The organism is Amycolatopsis acidicola, assembly GCF_007713735.2.
In the GTDB taxonomy this organism is placed as follows: domain Bacteria; phylum Actinomycetota; class Actinomycetes; order Mycobacteriales; family Pseudonocardiaceae; genus Amycolatopsis_E; species Amycolatopsis_E acidicola.
In genome coordinates this window covers 1-18,877 of record NZ_VMNW02000067.1, presented here as the reverse complement: position 1 = coordinate 18,877, position 18,877 = coordinate 1, and the positions used below count along the sequence as shown (strand labels likewise).

The 18,877-nt window shown below is 70.9% G+C and carries 20 protein-coding genes; 2 read left to right on the top strand and 18 right to left on the bottom strand.

What is annotated here, in order from left to right; genetic code table 11:
* Positions 1–4: 4 nt before the first annotated feature.
* The 6 genes from FPZ12_RS32370 to FPZ12_RS32345 form a co-directional block, all read right to left on the bottom strand.
* The gene (locus tag FPZ12_RS32370; protein ID WP_144752069.1) at positions 5–961 is read right to left on the bottom strand and encodes a carbohydrate ABC transporter permease; all 957 of its coding nucleotides are present in this window, start codon (positions 959–961) and stop codon (positions 5–7) included.
* Positions 961–1,797: a metallophosphoesterase gene (locus tag FPZ12_RS32365; RefSeq protein ID WP_144752066.1), complete on the bottom strand. Its 837-nt coding sequence runs from the start codon at positions 1,795–1,797 to the stop codon at positions 961–963. The genes FPZ12_RS32370 and FPZ12_RS32365 overlap by 1 nt, the downstream gene beginning before the upstream one ends.
* On the bottom strand, positions 1,794–2,561 hold the full coding sequence (locus FPZ12_RS32360; RefSeq protein WP_144752063.1) for a tyrosine-protein phosphatase: 768 nt from the start codon (positions 2,559–2,561) through the stop codon (positions 1,794–1,796). The genes FPZ12_RS32365 and FPZ12_RS32360 overlap by 4 nt, the downstream gene beginning before the upstream one ends.
* Positions 2,558–3,928: an ABC transporter substrate-binding protein gene (locus FPZ12_RS32355; protein WP_243770143.1), complete on the bottom strand. Its 1,371-nt coding sequence runs from the start codon at positions 3,926–3,928 to the stop codon at positions 2,558–2,560. Before FPZ12_RS32355 ends, FPZ12_RS32360 begins: the two co-directional genes overlap by 4 nt.
* A gap of 24 nt (positions 3,929–3,952) precedes the next feature.
* Complete coding sequence (locus FPZ12_RS32350) at positions 3,953–5,065, bottom strand: ABC transporter ATP-binding protein (RefSeq protein ID WP_144752060.1); 1,113 nt, start codon at positions 5,063–5,065, stop codon at positions 3,953–3,955.
* 151 nt (positions 5,066–5,216) lie between these two features.
* The gene (locus FPZ12_RS32345; RefSeq protein ID WP_166462979.1) at positions 5,217–6,077 is read right to left on the bottom strand and encodes a MurR/RpiR family transcriptional regulator; all 861 of its coding nucleotides are present in this window, start codon (positions 6,075–6,077) and stop codon (positions 5,217–5,219) included.
* A gap of 323 nt (positions 6,078–6,400) precedes the next feature.
* Between FPZ12_RS32345 and FPZ12_RS32340 the strand changes: the two genes are divergently transcribed.
* Entirely contained in the window at positions 6,401–7,201 is an 801-nt protein-coding gene (locus tag FPZ12_RS32340) for an IclR family transcriptional regulator domain-containing protein (protein WP_144752054.1), read from the top strand.
* Positions 7,202–7,207: 6 nt separating this feature from the next.
* Here FPZ12_RS32340 and FPZ12_RS32335 read toward each other — a convergent pair whose 3' ends face one another.
* From FPZ12_RS32335 to FPZ12_RS32285, 11 genes are all read right to left on the bottom strand, one after another.
* Positions 7,208–7,567 (bottom strand): GatB/YqeY domain-containing protein, encoded by a 360-nt coding sequence (locus FPZ12_RS32335; RefSeq protein ID WP_144752051.1) that lies wholly within the window; start codon positions 7,565–7,567, stop codon positions 7,208–7,210.
* 43 nt (positions 7,568–7,610) lie between these two features.
* Positions 7,611–7,970 carry a hypothetical protein gene (locus FPZ12_RS32330; protein WP_144752048.1) on the bottom strand — a complete coding sequence of 120 codons (360 nt, stop codon included), beginning with the start codon at positions 7,968–7,970 and terminating at the stop codon, positions 7,611–7,613.
* Complete coding sequence (locus tag FPZ12_RS32325) at positions 7,967–8,827, bottom strand: DODA-type extradiol aromatic ring-opening family dioxygenase (protein ID WP_144752045.1); 861 nt, start codon at positions 8,825–8,827, stop codon at positions 7,967–7,969. The genes FPZ12_RS32330 and FPZ12_RS32325 overlap by 4 nt, the downstream gene beginning before the upstream one ends.
* Positions 8,820–9,617: a citryl-CoA lyase gene (locus FPZ12_RS32320; protein ID WP_144752042.1), complete on the bottom strand. Its 798-nt coding sequence runs from the start codon at positions 9,615–9,617 to the stop codon at positions 8,820–8,822. The genes FPZ12_RS32325 and FPZ12_RS32320 overlap by 8 nt, the downstream gene beginning before the upstream one ends.
* A complete protein-coding gene (locus tag FPZ12_RS32315; protein WP_144752039.1) occupies positions 9,610–10,743 on the bottom strand; it encodes a CaiB/BaiF CoA transferase family protein in 1,134 nt (377 codons plus the stop codon). The genes FPZ12_RS32320 and FPZ12_RS32315 overlap by 8 nt, the downstream gene beginning before the upstream one ends.
* Before the next feature lie 9 nt (positions 10,744–10,752).
* Positions 10,753–12,189 carry an amidohydrolase family protein gene (locus FPZ12_RS32310; RefSeq protein WP_144752036.1) on the bottom strand — a complete coding sequence of 479 codons (1,437 nt, stop codon included), beginning with the start codon at positions 12,187–12,189 and terminating at the stop codon, positions 10,753–10,755.
* Positions 12,190–12,264: 75 nt separating this feature from the next.
* Positions 12,265–12,936: an alpha/beta fold hydrolase gene (locus FPZ12_RS32305; RefSeq protein ID WP_144752033.1), complete on the bottom strand. Its 672-nt coding sequence runs from the start codon at positions 12,934–12,936 to the stop codon at positions 12,265–12,267.
* Entirely contained in the window at positions 12,933–14,228 is a 1,296-nt protein-coding gene (locus FPZ12_RS32300) for an FAD-dependent oxidoreductase (protein WP_144752030.1), read from the bottom strand. Before FPZ12_RS32300 ends, FPZ12_RS32305 begins: the two co-directional genes overlap by 4 nt.
* Entirely contained in the window at positions 14,225–15,442 is a 1,218-nt protein-coding gene (kynU, locus tag FPZ12_RS32295) for a kynureninase (protein WP_144752027.1), read from the bottom strand. Before kynU ends, FPZ12_RS32300 begins: the two co-directional genes overlap by 4 nt.
* A gap of 151 nt (positions 15,443–15,593) precedes the next feature.
* Positions 15,594–16,241 (bottom strand): TetR/AcrR family transcriptional regulator, encoded by a 648-nt coding sequence (locus tag FPZ12_RS32290; RefSeq protein ID WP_144752024.1) that lies wholly within the window; start codon positions 16,239–16,241, stop codon positions 15,594–15,596.
* Positions 16,242–16,390: 149 nt separating this feature from the next.
* The gene (locus FPZ12_RS32285) at positions 16,391–17,008 is read right to left on the bottom strand and encodes a TetR/AcrR family transcriptional regulator (protein ID WP_144752021.1); all 618 of its coding nucleotides are present in this window, start codon (positions 17,006–17,008) and stop codon (positions 16,391–16,393) included.
* Between the two features lie 291 nt (positions 17,009–17,299).
* On the opposite strand from FPZ12_RS32285, the gene FPZ12_RS32280 reads away from it, so the two are divergent.
* Positions 17,300–17,899 (top strand): hypothetical protein, encoded by a 600-nt coding sequence (locus tag FPZ12_RS32280; protein WP_144752018.1) that lies wholly within the window; start codon positions 17,300–17,302, stop codon positions 17,897–17,899.
* A gap of 472 nt (positions 17,900–18,371) precedes the next feature.
* On the opposite strand, the gene FPZ12_RS32275 is transcribed toward FPZ12_RS32280, so the two are convergent.
* A partial coding sequence (locus FPZ12_RS32275) for a CAP domain-containing protein (protein ID WP_150980579.1) occupies positions 18,372–18,877 on the bottom strand: 506 nt, incomplete at its 5' end.

Here is an 18,877-nt window from a genome sequence, read left to right as displayed (position 1 = left end):
TTCCTCAGTTGTCGTAGAAGCTCAGCTTGTCGGACAGCCACACGAAGACCACCGCCAGCACGCCGAACCCGGCGAAGAACACGGTGCCCGCGGCCCCGGCGAACCCGGCGTCGAAATTGCGGAAACCGTACTGCCACAACAGGTAGTAGACGTTCGTGGTGGCGCCGTCCGGGCCGCCCTGGGTGAGGATGTCGATCAGCGGGAACGTGATCTGCACCGAGAGCAGGGTGGTCATCAGCACCAGGAACAACACGGTCGGCGACAGCAGCGGCAGGGTGATCAGGCGGGTGATCTGCCAGCGGGACGCCCCGTCGAGCGAGGCGGCCGCCGGGTACTCGGCGCTGATCCCGGTCAGCCCGGCCGAAATCACCAGCGTCGCGAAGCCGAGCAGGCTCCACCCGGACACCACGATGATCGCGATGATCGCCGCGTGCTCGTCGCGCAGGAAGTTCACCGGTTCCCCGCCCAGCGCCCGGATCACCCGGTTCACGGGCCCGCTCTGCGGGTCGAACAGCCAGCGCCACACGGCCGCGCTGGCCACCGGCGTCACCAGCGTGGGCAGGAAAATCAGCGCCTGGTAGACGGTTTTCGCCCGGCCCCGCACACGGCGGGTCAGCAGCGCCGCGGCCGTGGGCACCACGACGGTGAACGGCAGCAGCGCGAGGATGTAGACGACCGTGTTCCCGACAGCCTGGCCGAGTTCGGGCAGGGACAGCACGCGGGAGAAGTTGCCCAGCCCGGCCGGGGTCATCGGCGAAGTGGGCAGCAGGTTCCAGTTGTAGAAGGAAAGCTGGACGGTTTGCACCAGCGGCCGGTAGGTCCACAGGTAGAGGAAGACCAGCGCGGGCGCCAGGTACAGCAGCGGGACGAGCCAGCCTCGCAGGCGGCGGGCCACCGAAGGCCGGCTGGACCGGCCTCCGGTGCCCACCGCCGGCGCGGGGGCGGTGACGGGAACGAGCATCAGTGCGAGTATTCGGCCGCCGCGGCCAGCATTTCGCTGATCGCGCCTTCGTAGACCGTCTCGCTCGCCCCGACCGGGACCGAGATCGCCGTGGCGGTGTCGTCGTACACGTCCACCCGCGTGCAGGCGGCGCCGACGATGCCGCGGATGCGGTCCGGGCCCACCAGCACGTCCTGGGTGTAGGCGTTCGCGCCGCTGATCCACACCGGGATCCCGGCGAGCGCCCCGGCCGCGGCGTGGTGCGCGTGCCCGCTGAGCACGATCTTGACGTCCGAACCGCGCAGCACATCCGCCAGCTTCTCCGGCTCGTGGAAACCGACCTCCGCCATGATCGGCAGCGGCGACGGCATCGGCGGGTGGTGCAGCGCGAACACAGTGCCGGCGGGCGCCGGGGTGGCCAGTTCTTCCTTCAGCCAGGCCAATTGCTCGGGCGTGAGTTCGCCGTAGTGGTGGCCGGGAACGGTGCTGTCCATGACGATGACACGCAGCCCGTCGATGATCCGGCTGTAGTCGTAGGGTTCGGTGCCTTCGGCGTCGAGCAGGCCGGCCCGGAACGCGGCGCGCTCGTCGTGGTTGCCCATCATGTAGAGCACGGGCAGGCCGGTGCGCTCGCTGAACTCGTCGACGTGGCCGCGCAGGCGCTTGTACGCGGACGTGTCGGCGGTGTCGGCGAGGTCACCGGTGAGCACCACGGCCTTGGCGGTGCCCAGCTCCTCGACCGCGCGGAACGCGGCCAGCAGGTTCGCCGTGGTGTCCACCTTGTCGTGCAGCAGACCGCCCTCTCCGACGATGTGGGTGTCGCTGATCTGCACGAGGGTGTGGGTGAGCGTGCTCAAGTGCGTTTCCCTTTCGCTTCAACGGGTTCGACGAGCGCCGTGCGCAGCGCCGCCAGCTCTTCGGTGGTCGCGCCGTGGGCCAGCAGGAAGTTCTCGACGCTGCCGTGCGCGGTGGTGACGCGGTCCAGGGTGGCCAGGATCAGTTCGGGCGGGCAGGCGATGACGAGCTCGTCGAAGCCCTGCGGCAGCCCGAGTCCGGCGTACTTCCGCCGCACCTCTTCCAGGAACGCCCCGCCGAGGTGCACCGAGGTGAGCGCGTAGTCGGCGGCGATGTCCTCGTGCGCGACCCCGGCCACCGACAGCGCCAGCGCGATGACGACGCCGGTGCGGTCCTTGCCCGCGGTGCAGTGCACCAGCGCGGGCAGCGCGTCCGGCTCGGCCAGCGCCCGCACGGCGGCGGTCAGCCGCGCGCCGCATTCGTCGACCATGCGCTCGTAGACCCTGGCCAGCTCCAGCCCGCCGTCCGCGGGCATGTTCCCGTCGAAAACCGGGAACCAGCGCAGCACGGGCACTTCCCCGGTGAACGGTTCGGGCGCGCCGTCCCGTTCTTCCTGTTCGCGCAGATCGATCACCGTGCGCAGGCCGATCCCGGCCAGCCGGGCCTGGCCCTCGGCGTCCAGCCTCGACAGCCCGTCCGCGCGAAGCAGCGTCTGCCAGCGGATCGTGCCGCCGTCGCGGGTGCGGTATCCGCCCACGTCGCGGACGTTGTGGGTACCGGCCAGCGGCAGGTGCCGCCCGGGCCTCGGACTGTCCACAGTGGTCATTTCGGCATCAGCTCCTGTGCCCTCGCCTGGGCTCCGGCGAGCGTGGACCTGGCGTCCGCGCCCTGGTACACCACATTCTCCACGGCCTGCATCATCAGGTCCCTGATCTGCACGTAGTTGTCGCCGGGGAACGAGGTCCACGGCTCCAGCCGGTCCAGCTGCGCCAGGTTCGGCTTCAGGTAAGGGTTCTTGGCCGCCCAGGCCTGCAGCCCGTCGGGGTCGTCCACGAGCCCGGTGCGCAGCGGCAGGTACCCGATCTTCGAGGAGATCGCCGTGTATGCCTCGTCACTGGTCATGAACTTGATCAGCTCCCAGGCGGCGCGCTGCTTGGCCTGGTCGTCGGAGAAGATGAACAGGCCCGAGCCCGAGTTGGTGGGCACGGCCTGTTTCCCGTCGTACGAGGGCTCCGCCGCGGCGCGCAGCTCCCACTTGCCCGCGGACTGCTGCTGCAGAGTTCCTTGCAGCGCACTCGTTTCGAGGAACATGCCGAGCTGGCCGCGGCCCATCGCGTCCATCGCCTGCGACTGGGCGAGGTCCGGGGTGGCGCCGGAGGACACCATCTGCTGGGCCATCGTGATCGCGTCGACGGCGGGCTGGTCGCCGAAGGTGAGGGTCTTGCGGTCCGCGGAGATCACGGTGCCGCCGGCGGAGCGGACCAGCGACTGCAGGCACCAGTCCCCGGAGGTCTTGGTCAGGCAGTCGAGGTAGGCGCCGTCCGCGCCGGCCTTCGCCTTGATGGCCAGCGCGTCCTGCTGGACCTCGGCCCACGTCGTCGGCGGCTTGTCCGGGTCGAGACCCGCCTTACGGAACAGGTCCGCGTTGTAGAACAAAACCGGCGTGGAGAACACGTACGGCATACCGTAGGTTTTGCCGTTCAGCTGCGCGAGAGGGCGGGCGCGCTCGTGAATCGGGTGCGTGCCACCGAAAGCGGCCTGCACGGCGTCCGCGCCGAAGAGGTCCTCGAGTGCCTTGGGCTTGAGCTTGTTGACCGCGTAGTCGAGATCGCCGAAGGTCAGCTGCGCCACGTCGGGCGCCTTGCCGACCATCAGCTGGCTCTGCACGCTGGAGACGGTGTTGGTGCCTGCCGATCCCCCGCCCTGCGGCGGCTGGGCGTGCACGGTGATGTTCGGGTGCAGCTGGTGGAACTTCGCCAGCAGGTCGTTGATGGTGTTGGTCCAGGTCCCGGCGGTGGCCAGGTTGTAGCTCTCGAAGGTGATCTCGACCTGCTGGTTCGGGTCGAGCTCGGGCACCGGCGAAGCGGAACTGCCCGTGGTGGCGGTGGCGCCGAGCCCACCGCACGCGCTGGCGAGCACAGCCACGGCGGCGAGCATCACACCCGCGCCATGACGACGGCGTGGCAATCTCACGATTCTCCTTGGGGTATCGGGGTTTCAGGCGGCGGCGAGTACGGGTTCGGGCCGCCAGACGAGCCGGCGGCCGGTCGGCGCGTCGAAAAGATGGACGTGCGCTGGATCGGCGGCCAGCGCGACGTTTTCGCCCGGGGTGAGGCCGAGCGGGCGCGGGCCGCGCACCGCGACGGTGGCGCCGCCGAGCTCGCAGATCGCGACCTCTTCGCTGCCCAGGTTTTCCACCGCGGTCACGGTGGCGCGCAGCAGCGGGCGATCGCCCGGCTCCTCGGTGAGCGGGGCGAGTTTCAGGTGCTCGGGCCGGATCCCCAGCACCACCTCCTGTTCCGGCGTCTCGCCCGTCCACAGTGGAACGTCGAGGTGCTCGCCGACCACCCGCACGCGCCCGTGCACGGTCCGGGCGAGCGCGGGCAGCAGGTTCATCGGCGGCGCGCCGAGGAAGCCGGCGACGAACACGGAGGCGGGCTCGTCGTAGACGTCGGCCGGGGTGCCGACCTGTTCGAGCCTGCCGCCGTTGAGCAGCGCGATCCTGGTGGCCATCGTCATCGCTTCGACCTGGTCGTGCGTGACGTAGACGAAGGTCGAGCCGAGCCCGCGGTGCAGCGCGGCCAGTTCGGTGCGGGTCGCGGTGCGCAGTTTGGCGTCCAGATTGGACAGTGGCTCGTCCATCAGGAACGCCTTCGGCTCCCGCACGAGCGCGCGGCCGAGCGCGACGCGCTGCCGCTGTCCGCCGGAAAGTTCCTTGGGGCGACGGCGAAGCAGCGCCGAGAGGTCGAGCTGCGCGGCGACCTCGGCGACCCGCTGCCGGATCTCCGCCTTCGGCCGCCGCCGCACGCGCAGCGGGAAGCCTATGTTGCTGGCGACGCTCAGGTGCGGGTAGAGGGCGTAGCTCTGGAACACCATCGCGAGGTCACGACGCTTGGGCGGCAGGTGCGTCACGTCCTCGCCGTCCACCACCACGCGGCCGGCGCTCGGCGGCAGCAGGCCCGCGATCATCCGCAGCAGCGTGGTTTTCCCGCAGCCGCTGGGGCCCAGCAGCGCGAGGAAGTCGCCGTCCCCGATCTCCAGGTCCACCCGGTCGACCGCGGTCGTGCCGCCGAACCGGCGGGTCAGCTCTTCGAGGTGTATCCGTCCCACGACATCCTCCCGTGAATCCACGTTACAGAGATTCGTTGATCTCTGGTACGCGCTTACACAGGGAGTGTTGGCGAGGGACATGAACGGAGGGTGACGCGCGGCGGAGCGTTTTCCGTCGCGGGGACCAGGATTCGGGAAGCGGGCGTAAAGGTCAGCTACGCCGCGTATCGGGCGTGATCACGCTCCACACCTCGTCCAGCACCTCGGCCGAGACGTCCGGCCTGCGGAACCCGGCGATGAGCTGCAACGACACCAGCAGCGTCAGCTGCGCGACCGGGCCGGCCATGACGTCGTTGCCCTGCAAGGGAAGCGTGCCGGTGACGAGCGTGATCCCGGCCACGCCCGCCAGCGGCGAGCGGGCGAACGACGTGACGCCGACGACCGTGGCGCCCGCCTTGTTCGCGGCCTCCGCGACGCGCAGCGTCAGCTCGTTGGAGCCGCTGGAGCTGATCGCGACGCACACGTCCTCCGGCGCGAGTAGCCTGCCGATGATCTGCTGGCTGACCGCCTCCGGCGGCGCCTCGGCCAGGAACCCCGAGGTGACGAACCGCAGCGCGGCGGCCTGCGCGACGAACGCCGAAGCCCCATTGGCCACGAACAGGATCCGGCGCGCGGAGGTCAGCACGTCGGCCGCTTCGCGCAGGGCGGCGGGCTCGATCGCGCCCATCCCCTCGGCGACCGCGGCGCTGACCGAGGCGAACACCGCGCCGGCGATCGCCTCGGGCGTGTCCTCCGGCCCGAACTCGGGGCGCGCCGGCTCGGCGCCGGTCCCGACGTCCCGCGCGAGCAGCAGGCGCAGCTGCTGGAAACCGCGGAACCCCAGGTGCTGGCACGCGCGCACCGCGGTGGCCGAAGAGGTGTTCGCCGCCGCCGCGAGATCGGCCACCGACCAGTCGATGACCTCGGTCGGCCTGGCCAGCACGACCTCGGCCACCCGCTGCTCACTGGGCAGCAGGGCGGGCAGCGCCGCCCTGATCACGGCGAGCGTGTTGCCGACGGGCTGGTCGCTCATGCGCTCATGGATACCACTGCCCGCACCGGCGGCGACAATCGATCCCACGACATGTCTTGCGCCAGAATGAAATTCACCCGCGAGTTGGCCCCTCCCGTCGGCATGTTGGTCGCCCCGGTGCGCGTGTTGGCCGCCCCGGTGCGCGAGTTGGCCGCCCCGGTGCGCGTGTTGGCCGCTCCCGTCGGCATGATGGTCCGCAGCGGGCAACTGCGGGCCGCGGCCGGACCACCCGCGCCGTACGCGCCGCCCGGGTGTCCGCGGTGTCCGCCGGTTCCGGACAGGCATCCGCCCTGCGGACGCGCCGGGCGGCTAACCTGCTCCTTATGCGTCGAGACGGCAACCCGGAGTTCATCGAGGCCCTCGCCCGTGGGCTCGACGTGCTGCGCTGCTTCCCCGCGGGCCGCGCGAGCATGACCCTGACCGAGGTCGCCACCGCCGCCGGGCTGGCCAGGCCCACCGCGCGGCGGATCCTGATCACCCTCGAACAGCTCGGCTACGTCCGCGGCGGCGAAGGCGCGTTCACGCTGACGCCCCGCGTGCTGGAGCTGGGGATGGCGTACGTCGGCTCGATGAACCTGTGGGAGCTCGCCCACCCCCACCTGCGCGCACTCGTGGACCGCACGCACGAGTCCTGCTCGATCGCGCAGCTGGACGGGTCCGACATCGTCTACGTCGCGCGGGTCGCGGTGCCCAAGCTCGTGACGCTCGCGGTGACGATCGGGACGCGCTTCCCCGCCGCGCAGACCTCGCTCGGCAAGGTGCTGCTGGCGGCGTTGCCCGCCAAGGAACTGGAGCGTGTGCTGGCCGAGCCGAGCCGTTCGGGGATCACGCCGCGCTGGCAGCCGAACCGCCGCGAGCTGACCGCCGCGCTGCGCGACGTGCGCGCGAAAGGCTGGGCCGTCACCGATCAGCAGCTGGCGCTGGGCATCCGCTCGGTCGCCGCGCCCATCCGCGACGGCGACGGCAAGGTGGTCGCCGCGGTGAACGTCAACGCGCACGCCGCCGAGACCACCGTCGAGACGCTGACCGGCCACCACCTTCCGTTGCTGCTGCACGCCGCGAGCGCGATCGCCGCCGATTGGGACGCCTGGCATTCACGGCCACTGGAGACCGTGACTCGCTGAGCGGCGTCAGTCGGCCGGTTCGAGATGCCGCCGCAGCACCGCGGCCTCCGCGCGAAGCTGCCCGGCTTGCTCCGCTCGTCCGAGGCGCTCGTAATCCTCCGCGGCGCCCGTGCGTTCACGGACCTCGTTCTCCACGATGGAACGCACATCGGCCTCGGTGAGCGTGCGGCGCCGGGCTTCGGCGGCGCCCACCCCGAGGGCCGCGCCGGCCACGTGTTCGTTCCCCGCGGTCGTGTCCACCGACTGGTCTACCGGGATCGCCTCGGCGTTGTCGATGGCCGCGAGAGCGGACCGCAGCGCACTGATGGCGGAGCGGTCCCGGCTCTTGAGGGCCGTCTTCAAGGCGTCACGGAGATTGTCGCGCATGGCCGGAGCCTAACCGGACGGCAGGCGCTCCCGCGAGCCGATTTCAGGTGGCGATGTCGGGGTAGGGCAGCGTCCGGTCCGAAAGGCGCCGCGCGTACTCGCGCTGGAAACCCAGCGGCGGGTGGTCGCGTTCGAACATCGCGATGAACAGGGTCAGCGTCAGGAACGGGTGCGCGCCAAGGTCGAACAGCGCCGGATAGTCGTGAGTGGACAGTGCGTCCCGCTCGCTCTCCTCGAACCGCAGCCAGGAAGAGGACTCCGCGCCGTGGCAGTTCAGGATCACGTTGGCGCGCTCGGCCTCCCACCACGCCACCGTGCCGCGCGGGTCCTCCCGGTAGCGCTCGACGAGCTCCGGGTCACGGTCCACTGTGTACAGGAACTTGTCCACGAGGTACTTGCTCACCGCGCACCCCCGGGATACCAGGTGAAGTACGCCTCCATCGTGTGGAACAGGTCGTAGGTGTCGGCGTAGTCGGCGCGGGCGCCTTCGCCGGCCACGCCCATCATCAGCATGAAGTCCATGAACCCGTGGGTGGCGTTCCCTGGCAGGTGGAGGCTTTCCAGCGTCACCTCGCCGAGGCATTTCTCCAGGTCCCCGCCCGCGATCCAGTCCACGGCCCTGCGGTCGAACTCCGGATCCGGCCCGTGCGCCCCGAACTGCCGCGGCCCGCCCAGTTCGAGCGAAAGGTGCCCGGTGCCGATCACCGCCACCCGCTGGTCCGAGGGCCAGGACTCCACGAGCCGCCGCAGCGTCTGTCCTAACTGGACGAATCGCTTCGGCTGCGGCAGCGGCGGGGCGAAGATGTTCGTGTACACCGGGACGATCGGCAGGTCGTTCCGCGGGCGCAGGGTGAGGATCGGGCAGGTTATCGAGTGATCGATGCGCAGCTCGTTGGAGAAAGCCAGGTCGAACCCGGCGTCGAGACCTTCCCGCAGCACGTAGGCGGACAGGTCCTCCTGGCCCTTGAGCACCATGCGCGGCAGCCCGAACTCGCGTTCCTCGTTGTACCAGTTCGCGTCGTACACCGGCGCCTTGCCGACGAGGAACTGCGGCATGTTGTCCAGCCACAGCTGGTGGAAATGGTCCGAGCCGACCATCACCAGCACGTCCGGCCTTGCCCGCGTCAGCGTCTCGCGGAAGCGCTCGACCTTGCGCACCCACTCGTCGGCGAACGGCGGCCGGTCCTCGCCGGTGGCGGTGCTGGCCCGGTAGTAGAAGGGGTGGTGGGTGGACGCGATCACCGCGACCAGTTCAGCCATCGCTGCCTCCGTCGGGGTCCGGTGGCACGGACACCGTGTTTCCGTCCACGGAAAGGAAGATCTCGTTCGCGACCGGGCTGCGCAGCTCCTCGGCGAGCTGCCCGATCAGCCCGGCCGTGCGGGCCAGCAGGGCGAAGCCGCGTAACAGTTCCAGCGGCAGCCCGAGGTCCGCCAGCGCGGCCCCGCACGCCCCGGCGCCGTTGAGCGGCAGGGTTTTCCCCAGTACGCGCGGGTGCACCCGGCCGATCGCCTCGAACAACGTCAGATGCGGGCCGAACAAGTCCTCCTCGCGCGCGATCTCGAACAGCCGCCGCGTGCGCGGGTCGCCGTCCTTGTGCACGTGATGCCCGAGCCCTGGCACGAACTTCCCGGCTTCCCGTTGCGCGGTCACGGTTTTCAGCGCGAGCTCGTCCCAGCCCGCTTCGCCGGGAGGCAGCTGGACGCCGGTGAGCACCTCGTGCAGGAACCGGCCGCAGTCCTCGGTGACGCCCAGGAACCGCGAGCCACCACCGAGCAGGCCCGCGGCCAGCGCGCCCTGGATCGAGTCCGGCGCCGACAGGTACGTCAGCCGCGTGACGATGGCGGTCGGGGTGAAGCCGTGGTCGGCCAGCGCGGCCAGCACGGCCTCGAACACACGCACCTCCCCCGGCGTCGGGCGACGTTGCGTGGCGAGGCGGAAAGCCAGCTCCCCGAAGGAAACCCGGCCCATCACGTCCTCGGCGAGATCCTCTCCCAGCAGCGTGATCCGCTCCGGCGTGGAGGCGCCCAGCGCGGTCGGGTACTCAGTCATGCTCCTCCTCCAGCCAAGCCCGCAGCTGGGCGCCGTGTTCGTCGAGTTGCGGGGGCGGCAGCCGGTAGCTCGCCGGGGTTCCGGAGAAGCGGATCGGGTGCCGCGTGGTCGGCACGCCACCGACCTCGACCACCGGCTCCAGCTCGAAGCGCTCGGCCATCGCGAACCCGCCGTCGATGGTGTTGATCGGCCCGCTCGGCACACCGGCCGCCACGAGCAGTTCGAACCATTCGACCGCGCCCCGTTCCTTCAGCCGCTCCGCCAGGATCGGCCGCAGCTCCTCGCGATGGGCCGTGCGGTCGGCATTCCTGGCGTAACGCGGGTCGTCGGCGAGCTCCGGGATCCCCAGCACGTCGCACAGTTTCCGGAACTGCGCGTCGTTCGCGGCGGCCACGATGAGGTCGTTGTCCGCCGTGGGCAGTGGCTCGTACGGGAACACGCTCGGATGCGCGTTGCCCATCCGGTACGGCACGGTGCCGCCCGCGACGTACGCCGAGCTGTGGTTCACCAGGCCGGTCAGCGCCGAGGACAGCAGGTTCACCTCCACCAGCTGCCCTTCGCCGGTGGCGTCCCGGTGCCGCAGCGCGGCGAGAATGCCGATGGTGGCGTGGTTTCCGGCCATCACGTCGAACACCGAGATCCCCGCCCGGTACGGCGGGCCGTCCGGGCTGCCGGTCAGCGACATCAGGCCCGAGATCGCCTGCACCATCAGGTCGTAGCCCGGCACGTCGCGCCCGGCGCCCGAACCGAATCCGGTGATGGACGCGTAGACGATGCCCGGGTTGCCCTCGCGCACCGATTCGAAGTCCAGCCCGTACTTCGCCATTCCGCCGGGTTTCAGATTTTCGATCAGCACGTCCGCGCGGCGCGCCAGTTTCCCGGCCACCTCCGTATCCGCGGGATCACGCAGGTCGAGCGCGATCGAGCGCTTGCCCCGGTTCACGCCGAGGTAGTACGTCGAGACCTCGCCGCGGACCGGCGGCATCCAGGTCCGGGTGTCGTCCCCGGCCGGGCCCTCCACCTTCACCACGTCCGCGCCGAGGTCCGCGAGCAGCATCGTCGCGTACGGGCCGGCGAGGATCCGCGAGAAGTCGGCGACCAGGAGACCTTCGAGTGGTCCGGACATCCCGTCCCCTCACCGGCCGTGCGTGGCCGCGCTGCGGTATTCGGTGTACGTGTAAGGATTGTCGAGGATCTTGGTCTGCGGGATGTCCGGGTTCATGCCCTTCTCCCACGCCTCCTCCCCCATCGTCGAGCGCAGGTACTCGACGGTCCGCTCCACGTCGCGGCGGGCGGCGGCGAGGTCGACGCCGAGCAGCCGGTGCTCGTGCTTGACCACCTTGCCGTTCACCACCACCGTGTGCACATCTCCGCGCTGCGCCTGGAAAGCCACGTGCCCGTACGGGTTGAGCAGCGGGAACGAAACCGGGGAAGCGTCGTTCTTGATCAGCACGACATCGGCCTTCTTGCCCGGTTCGAGCGTGCCGAGGTCATCGCGGCCGAGCGCGTGCGCGCCGCCGCGAGTGGCCCATTCGACGACGTGCTCGGCGCGCAGGCTGCAGTGTGTCACCGTGTCGCCCTTCGCGTGCGCTTCGAGGTGCTCGCGCGAGCGGTCGGCGCCGAGCGTGGTTCGCATGGCGGAGAACAGATCCCCGCTCCACCACACCGAAGTGTCCATCGACAGCGAAACCGGGATGCCGTGCGCGCGGATGGCCCAGGTGGGCGGGTAGCCCTGCCCGGCGCTCTGCTCGCTCTCGGTGGACACGGAGATGGAGCCGCCGGTGGCGGCGATGCGGTGGTAGGAGTCCGCGGCCAGCGACGCGGCGTGCACGTAGATCGTCTCCGGGGTCATGAACCCGTTGTCGTGCATGAGCCGGATGCCGTCGTCGTTGGTCGCGCCCCACACCCCGGCGTGCGTGGTGACCGGCACGCCCAGCTCGCGCGCCACCTCGAACGCGGGCTTCTCGGGGAACGCCGGGTCACCGGTCACGTCGAACGCGAGCTGGAAGCCGAACATGGCGTCCCCGGTCACGCGGCGGCGCACGAAGTCGCGGAACTCCGGCGTGCCCGTCCATTCCGCGGGCGGCGCCTGGATGTTGCCGTAGGCGAGGACGAACCGGCCCGGCACCGACTGCAGCGCGTCCGCGGCCGCGTCGGCGTGCGCCACCGTCCGCAGTCCGTGCGACCAGTCGACGACGGTGGTCACGCCGGCGTCGAGTGCCTCGATCGCGGAGAGCACGTTGCCGGCGTGGATGTCCTCCGGGCGGAAGAGTTTGCCGTTTTCCAGGTAGTACCAGACGAAGTACTGCGTCAGCGTCCAGTCGGCGCCGTAGCCGCGCATGGCCGTCTGCCACATATGCCGGTGGGTGTCGATCATGCCGGGCAGCACGATGCCGCCGTACGCGTCGATCTCGGCGGTGCCTTCGGGGACGGCGAGCCCGGGCCCGACGGCGGCGATCCGGTCGCCGGTGATCAGCACGTCCGCACCGGTCAGCACCCGGCGCGCGGAATCCATCGGCAGCACCGTCCCGCCCCGCAGGACCACCGGCCGCCCCGGCACGAACTCGTCCATCGCCGAACTCCTCACCGTCGCTGGTGCGGACAGATGTCCGTCAGACGGTCAGCCTGGTCGGCTCCGGGGACGGTGTCAAGGCGCGAGCGCGACCAGCTCCGCGACCACTCGCGGCCAGGCGAGGCTGTACGGGTCGATCAGCTCGAAATGCCCCATGCCGGGCAGCTCGACCAGACGTGCGGCGGGATGCGCCGCGACGTACGCGCGGCTCTGCGCTATCGGGACGTGACTGTCGCGGGTGCCGTGCAGGAGCACGCAGGGGGCCTCGGGATCCTTGAGCGGCAAGGGATCCAGGTCCGGCCGCTCCGACGCGGGGCCACCGAGGAACGTCGCGACGGCGCCGCCGTCGAGCCCCTCCGCCTCGGCTCCGACGAGATCGGCGACCGGGGCGAGCGCGACCGTACCGAGCAGTCCGGCGCGGTTCGCGGCCAGCCACAGCGCCAGGTGCCCGCCCGCGGAATGCCCCACCAGCAGCACCCCGGGGCCGGTGGAATCCAGTACCCGCAAGAGATCTTCGGTGGCGGCGTCGGGGTTTCCGGGCCGGCGGCGGTATTCCGGCGCGAGCACCGGCCAGCCCGCGTCCCGCAACGCGGCCGCCATCGGCCGGGTGTGCTTGCGGTCGTACTCCGGGCTCCAGAACCCGCCGTGGACGAGCACCAGCCGCGGGCGGCGCGGGCGGGCAGGCACCCAGGAATCGGCCACGTGATCGGGATCCGGGCCGTAGCGCAGCTCTTCGTCGGGGTTCATCGGCGGAGCTTCCTCGCCACGCCCGCCACCGCGAGCGCCGCCACCGCACCGGCCCCGGCGACCGCGCCGTGCTGGCGGCGCACCCTCCGGCCCACCTGCGCGTAGGGCACGGTCGAGAACGACACCAGCTCGTAGCGCGAGACGTACCGGCCGGGCAGCAGCCGCTCGAGGGAGTGCTCGATCCGTTGTCCCAGGCGGAAAACCGGGGAAGCGACCTTGTCCCGCATCTCGACGAAGTTCGCCAGCGCCATCCGCGCGATGGCCTCGGTGTCGGCACGGCGGCCCGCTTCGAACAACGGCAGCGCGCGGGCCCAGTCGCCGCCGGCTTCGGTCAGGCAGCGGTCGAGCACCACCACGTCCTCGAACGCGCAGTTCGCGCCCTGGCCGTAAAACGGCACGATGGCGTGCGCGGCGTCGCCGATCAGGCCCGCGCGGCCCGACTGCCAGGAGGTGCACCGGACAGTGCCCAGCAGGCCGACCGGGTTGAGCTGGTAGTCCTCCACGAGGTCCGGGATCAGCGGCACGACGTCGGGATAGTGCTCCGCGAAGTACCGTTCGACGGCCGCCGGGCTGCTCAGCGAGGCGAAGCCGGCGGTGCCGCTGGTGGGCCAGAACAGGGTGGCGGTGAAGGAGCGGTCCGGGTTCGGCAGCGCGATCATCATCGACCGGCCGCGCGGCCAGATGTGCAGCGCCCCGGGATCCAGCGCGAACTCCCCCGCCCGCGCGGGGATGGTCAGCTCCTTGTAGCCGTAGTCGAGGAAATCCAGCGATTCGGTGGTCGCGCCGACGCGCAGCAGCTGCCCGCGCACTGCCGACCCGGCGCCGTCCGCGCCCAGCACCACGTCGGCCGTGGCATGCACTTCGCCGCCCGGGGTGTCGAACCGCATCTCGCCACTCTCGGGATCCAGCCGGGTCAGGCGGTGCTCGAAGACGATCCGCGCGGATTTCCCGGCCGCGTCGAGCAGGATGTCGTTCAGCGCCGCGCGGCTGATCGAGTTGATCGCGCGCGTACCGTCGGCGCTGTAGGGCTGGAAACCGGTCTCGCCCTCCACGGGGTGGATCATCCGGCCGCGCATCGGGAGCGCACCGGCGAGCACGTCCGCAACGAGGTCCACCCGGCGGAGCGCGTCCAGACCGCGCTCGGACAGGGCCAGGTTGATCGACCGGCCGCGCTCAGCGCCCGCGGCGCGCGGGTCGGCGCGGCGTTCGTACAGGACGACCTCTTCGCCCCGGCGGGTCAGGAAACACGCGAGCAGGCAGCCGGCCAGGCCACCGCCGACGATGGCGATCATGCTTCCTCCTCGAACGCCCGCGCAGCGCGCCAGCAGTCGTGGTAACTCGAATACAGCGGCACCGGGGCGATCCGGACGACATCGGGTTTCCGCGCGTCGGTGACCACGCCGTGCCTGACCCGAAGGCGGCGGGAAAGGTCGTCGGCGTCGCGCACGCGCAGCGAGAGCTGACAGCCTCGCCGGGCCGGATCGCGCGGGGTGAGCACTTCGGCGGCGGGGATCTCGTCGAGAAGGCTTTCCAGGTACCCGGTGAGGCGGATACTGCGCTCCCGCAACGCTTCCATGCCGATCTCGTCGAAGATGCGCACCGACGTGAGCACCGGGGTCAGCGCGAGGATCGGCGGGTTCGAGACCTGCCATGCCTCCACTGTGGACGGTGGCCGGGAGACCGGCGCCATCTCGAACCGGGTGCTTTCCTCGGTGCTCCACCATCCTTCGAAGCGCGGTAGTCCACCGCCGTGGTGGCGTTCGTGCACGAAGACTCCGGCGACGGCTCCCGGGCCCGCGTTGAGGTATTTGTAGGAGCACCACGCCGCGAAGTCCGGGCCCCAGTCGTGCAGCCGCAAGGGGACATTGCCCACGGCGTGCGCGAGATCCCAGCCCACTACCGCGCCCACCGCACGCCCGGCCGCGGTGATGCGCGGGATGTCGAGCAGCTCGCCGGTGCGGTAGTTGACCCCGCCGAGGAGCACGAGCGCGACCGTTTCCCCTTCCGTGGCCAGGAAATCCAGGATCTCCTGAGTTTCCAGCCGGACCACCGCGGCGTCCGGGTCGAGCCCGTGGAACCGCGCCTGGCTGCGCACCGCGTAACTGTCGGACGGGAACGCGGAATCCTCGATCACGATCCGCGTGCGCTCCCCCGCCGGGCGGTAGAACGACACCATCAGCAGGTGCAGGTTCACCGTCAGCGAGTTCATCACGACGGTTTCCGATGACAGCGCGCCGACCAATCGCGCGGCCGGGGCGGTGAGCAGAGAATGATAAGGCAGCCAGGGCCGTTTCGCCGCCAAATGTCCTTCGACGCCGAGCCGCGCCCAGTCGTCCAGTTCCGCGAGAAGCTCTTCGCGGACCGCGACCGGCTGCAGTCCGAGCGAATTCCCGGCGAAGTAAGCCGTTTCGGGATACGCGCCGCCCTCGGCGGGCGGGACGCGGAACAGCCCTCGGTGCCCCGGATCGGCTTCGTCGAGTTTCCTGGCTTCTTCTTCGGTGCTCATCGCGGGCCTTCCCCGGGACTCCGGGAAATGCCCGAGAATGCCGTTTCCCGGGAATTGCGCGCGCTTTCCGTCGCGCTGGCCGAAGGTGCCGCCGATCTCCGCATACGGTCCATGCTCGCAGCGCCGGCGGGGGTTTTCCAGCGGACGGCGGTCAGCTGGTGGGCGCGGCGCGCCGGTGCGCGTTGCCCGGCAGCCAGCGGGCCTGGCGCTGCTCGACCGCGACGTCGATAGCGTCGATGATGCTCGCGGCGACGAGGTCGTGGATCTCCGCCGAGGACAGGCCACGCTCGGCCGTCGCCTTGGCCAGCGCCGGATAGCCCTCCACCGGCACCGCCGCGCCGTGCGTCTCGTGCAGCGCGCTGCTGATCGCGAACAGCTCCAGCGCGTCGAGCAGGGGCATCACGGCGGCGCTGGGCACGCCCTCCTCCATCAGCCGCGCGGCCCACGTGTCCAGCACGCGCGCGCCCATCCCGAGCGAACGGTGGCGCGCGACGACCGGGACGAGCGCGGGGTGCGCGAGCAGCGCCTGGCGCAGGTGCCGGACGCTTTCCGGCAGCCACCGCCGCCAGCCGCCGGCGTGCGCGCCCGCCGCGCGCAGCTCCGCCAGCGCCAGCTCCGCCGCCCCGGCGACGATCTCGTCCTTGTCGCGGAAGTGGTGGTACAGCGAGGCGCCGTTGACGCCGAGCGCCTGGGCGAGCCTGCGGATACTCAGCCCCTCCAGCCCGCGCGCGTCGATGATCTCGAGCGCGACGGACAGCGCCCGGTCACGCGAGATGAGCGGGATCCTGGGCCTCGCCATTACGACCGCCTCCCGGAAACAGCGTCCCGCCCGGAACCGAACACCCGGGCATCATAGCGAACGGGAATTCGGCGCGGAAACGCCCGAATTTACCGCTGTGTCAATTTCACCGGGCGCGGTCCGTCCTTTTTCCGGCCGCGTATTCCCGGCTACCACAAAGTGCCTTCCAGGAGCCGGCAGAACTGTTCGACCACCGACTCCAGTTGCTCGTGCGTCCCGACGAATCCGGCGTACAGCCCCATCCCCCACAGCACCGCGACCAGCATCTCGGTGACCGCCGGAACGTCGGTGTCCGCGCGGATCTCGCCCGCCTCCACCGCCGCGCGCAGCGTGCCGTCGACGAACTCGCGCACGTCCGCCAGCTGGCCCTGCGCGCCGTCGCCGAGCTCGGGGTGGCGGAACGCGTCGAGCACCGAGGCGGCCATGAACCGGGCGAAGGACCTGTCGTGGGAATCGACGCGCGAGGCCGACCAGAGGAAGACCGACAGCCGCCCCGACAGGGTTTCCCGCTCGCCCGCGCTGGCCGCCCCCGCCGCCACCACGGCCTGCCGCGTGGCGGCGAACAGCGCCCGGTAGAGCGATTCCTTGGTGCGGAAGTAGTGGTGCACGGCGGGCCTGGTGACCCCGGCGCGCCGGGCGACCGCCGTGACGGTGGTGCCCTCGTAGCCCTGTTCGCTGAACACGTGCCGCGCGGCCTGCAGGATGATCTCGCGGGTGGTCGGCCCGCTCGACACCGGCGGCCTGCCGCGCCGCCGCGGCTCGGTCAACGCCCACCACCCCCAGTGCTCGTGGCATCCAGCTTAGCAATGCCGATGCGTTCGGGGGGACCGAATCCGCCGGACAGTCTCGAATGGACAGTCACAGTGCACAGTCCGAAACCGGCCGCCGATGTCAAGGGCCGGAAGGGGGAAAGCGCTTCCTCCGCCGGTGTCGCGGCGTGGCGGCGGAAACCCAACAATGGTAGGTGATCCCCCGACCCGCGTACCGGGCCCGGCGCGGCGGCCGATATCTTCTTCGCCCTGCGTGGTTTCACCGGCGGACGAGGAGGAACGGCGAAGATGTCAGCGGAGCACGGTGAGGGAATCCTGCACATCCTGCGGATCAGGGCACAGGCGACGCCACAGCAGCTCGCCGGGGCGCTGGATGCCGGGGAGCCGGAGATCTCCGCCGCGTTGGTCCGTTTGGCCGAACAGGGTTCGGTACGGGACACCGGGGATCCGCGCACGGGCTGGACCACCACCCGCGCGGGCCGCCGCATCGCCGAGGAGAAGATGCGGGACCTGCCCGAGGACTCGGCGCCGGTGCTCGAGAAGGCCTTCGAGGCGTTCCGCGCGCTCGACGAGGAGCTCAAGGGGCTGTGCGCGGACTGGCAGACGCGCGACGCGATCAAGACCGGCGCTAAGGACTTCGCCCCGCGGCTCGCGTCGGTGGACGACCGGGCGCAGGCGCTGCTCGCGGAGGCGGTGCCCGCGGCGGGCCATTTCGCGCCCTACGCCGAACGGCTCGCCAAGGCGCGGAAGCGTTTCGACGGCGGCGCCGACAGCTACCTGACCGGCCTCACGGTCGACTCCTACAACACGATCTGGTCCGAGTGCGATGAGTGCTTCTTCATCACCCTGGGCCGCTCGCGCCAACCGGACGAGGCTTCGAAGCCCTGACCGGCGCCCGTGGGTAAGCGCTTTCCACCATCCCGCCCCCGGGCGGCGGTCGGCGCGCGGGCCGGGTAACCGCCCGCCACCGGCCCACCGCAGTCCGGATCCCCGCGCGAACGCGCGACCCTGCCCGCCGATTTCGCAATCCCGCTCCACCACCGCAGCGAACCGAGGCCCCGACGTCCTGACCCGCAGAGTTCCGGACGCCGGCCATCACCCCCGGCCGCACGACAGCGAGCCGCCGCGGGTAAGCCATCATCCTCGGCCGCACGACAGCGAGCCGCCGCGGGTAAGCGCTTTCAGGCATCCCGGCCATGGGCGGCGGGCTCACGCGTGGCGCGGCCATGCCTGGATCCCTGGGCCGCGCGAGCCAATGAGCCGAAGCACTCGAAGCCCTTGCCCGCGCACCTGCGGGTAAGCGCTTTCACCCATCCCTCGGCGAGTCCGGGGGCGGCCTGCCGTAGCCTCCCCGGCGGACTCAGAAACCGAAGTCCTGCGTCCAATACCAGCCGTCGCGGGCTAGGCCGACGCCCAGTTTCGCGTAGGAACAGTTGAGGATATTGCGGCGGTGCCCGTCGGAGTTCAGCCACAGCCGCATGGTCTGGGCCACGGTGCTCGACCCCTCCGCGATGTTCTCCGCGCCCGGACTGGGATACCCGGCCGCCTTGATGCGCTGGCCGAAAGTGACGCCCTCGGGCGTGGTGTGCGAAAAGTAGTCCCGGGCGGACATGTCGTCGCTGTGACGTTGCGCCGCGTCGGTGAGCCTGCTGTCGAGAGTCAACGCGCGGCAACCCGCGCCGGCCCGTTCTTCGTTGACCAGTGCCAGCATCTGGCCTGCGGTCGACGAATCCGTAGCGGGCCGGGCGGTCGTGGCGGGCTTGGCTTGGGTGCTGGTCTTGGAAAGCGGCGCTGTGGTCGGCGGCGCGGAGGACGTCGTGGTGGGCGGGACGGTCGTCGTCGTGGTGGGCGGGACGGTGGTCGTCG

Bases quoted from the DNA above. Each gene is read 5' to 3' on its own strand.
- FPZ12_RS32370 (WP_144752069.1), bottom strand. From the start codon at position 961: ATGCTCGTTCCCGTCACCGCCCCCGCGCCGGCGGTGGGCACCGGAGGC.
- FPZ12_RS32360 (WP_144752063.1), bottom strand. From the start codon at position 2,561: ATGACCACTGTGGACAGTCCGAGGCCCGGGCGGCACCTGCCGCTGGCC.
- FPZ12_RS32345 (WP_166462979.1), bottom strand. From the start codon at position 6,077: ATGAGCGACCAGCCCGTCGGCAACACGCTCGCCGTGATCAGGGCGGCG.
- FPZ12_RS32340 (WP_144752054.1), top strand. From the start codon at position 6,401: ATGCGTCGAGACGGCAACCCGGAGTTCATCGAGGCCCTCGCCCGTGGG.
- FPZ12_RS32335 (WP_144752051.1), bottom strand. From the start codon at position 7,567: ATGCGCGACAATCTCCGTGACGCCTTGAAGACGGCCCTCAAGAGCCGG.
- FPZ12_RS32325 (WP_144752045.1), bottom strand. From the start codon at position 8,827: ATGGCTGAACTGGTCGCGGTGATCGCGTCCACCCACCACCCCTTCTAC.
- FPZ12_RS32320 (WP_144752042.1), bottom strand. From the start codon at position 9,617: ATGACTGAGTACCCGACCGCGCTGGGCGCCTCCACGCCGGAGCGGATC.
- FPZ12_RS32315 (WP_144752039.1), bottom strand. From the start codon at position 10,743: ATGTCCGGACCACTCGAAGGTCTCCTGGTCGCCGACTTCTCGCGGATC.
- FPZ12_RS32310 (WP_144752036.1), bottom strand. From the start codon at position 12,189: ATGGACGAGTTCGTGCCGGGGCGGCCGGTGGTCCTGCGGGGCGGGACG.
- FPZ12_RS32305 (WP_144752033.1), bottom strand. From the start codon at position 12,936: ATGAACCCCGACGAAGAGCTGCGCTACGGCCCGGATCCCGATCACGTG.
- FPZ12_RS32300 (WP_144752030.1), bottom strand. From the start codon at position 14,228: ATGATCGCCATCGTCGGCGGTGGCCTGGCCGGCTGCCTGCTCGCGTGT.
- kynU (WP_144752027.1), bottom strand. From the start codon at position 15,442: ATGAGCACCGAAGAAGAAGCCAGGAAACTCGACGAAGCCGATCCGGGG.
- FPZ12_RS32290 (WP_144752024.1), bottom strand. From the start codon at position 16,241: ATGGCGAGGCCCAGGATCCCGCTCATCTCGCGTGACCGGGCGCTGTCC.
- FPZ12_RS32280 (WP_144752018.1), top strand. From the start codon at position 17,300: ATGTCAGCGGAGCACGGTGAGGGAATCCTGCACATCCTGCGGATCAGG.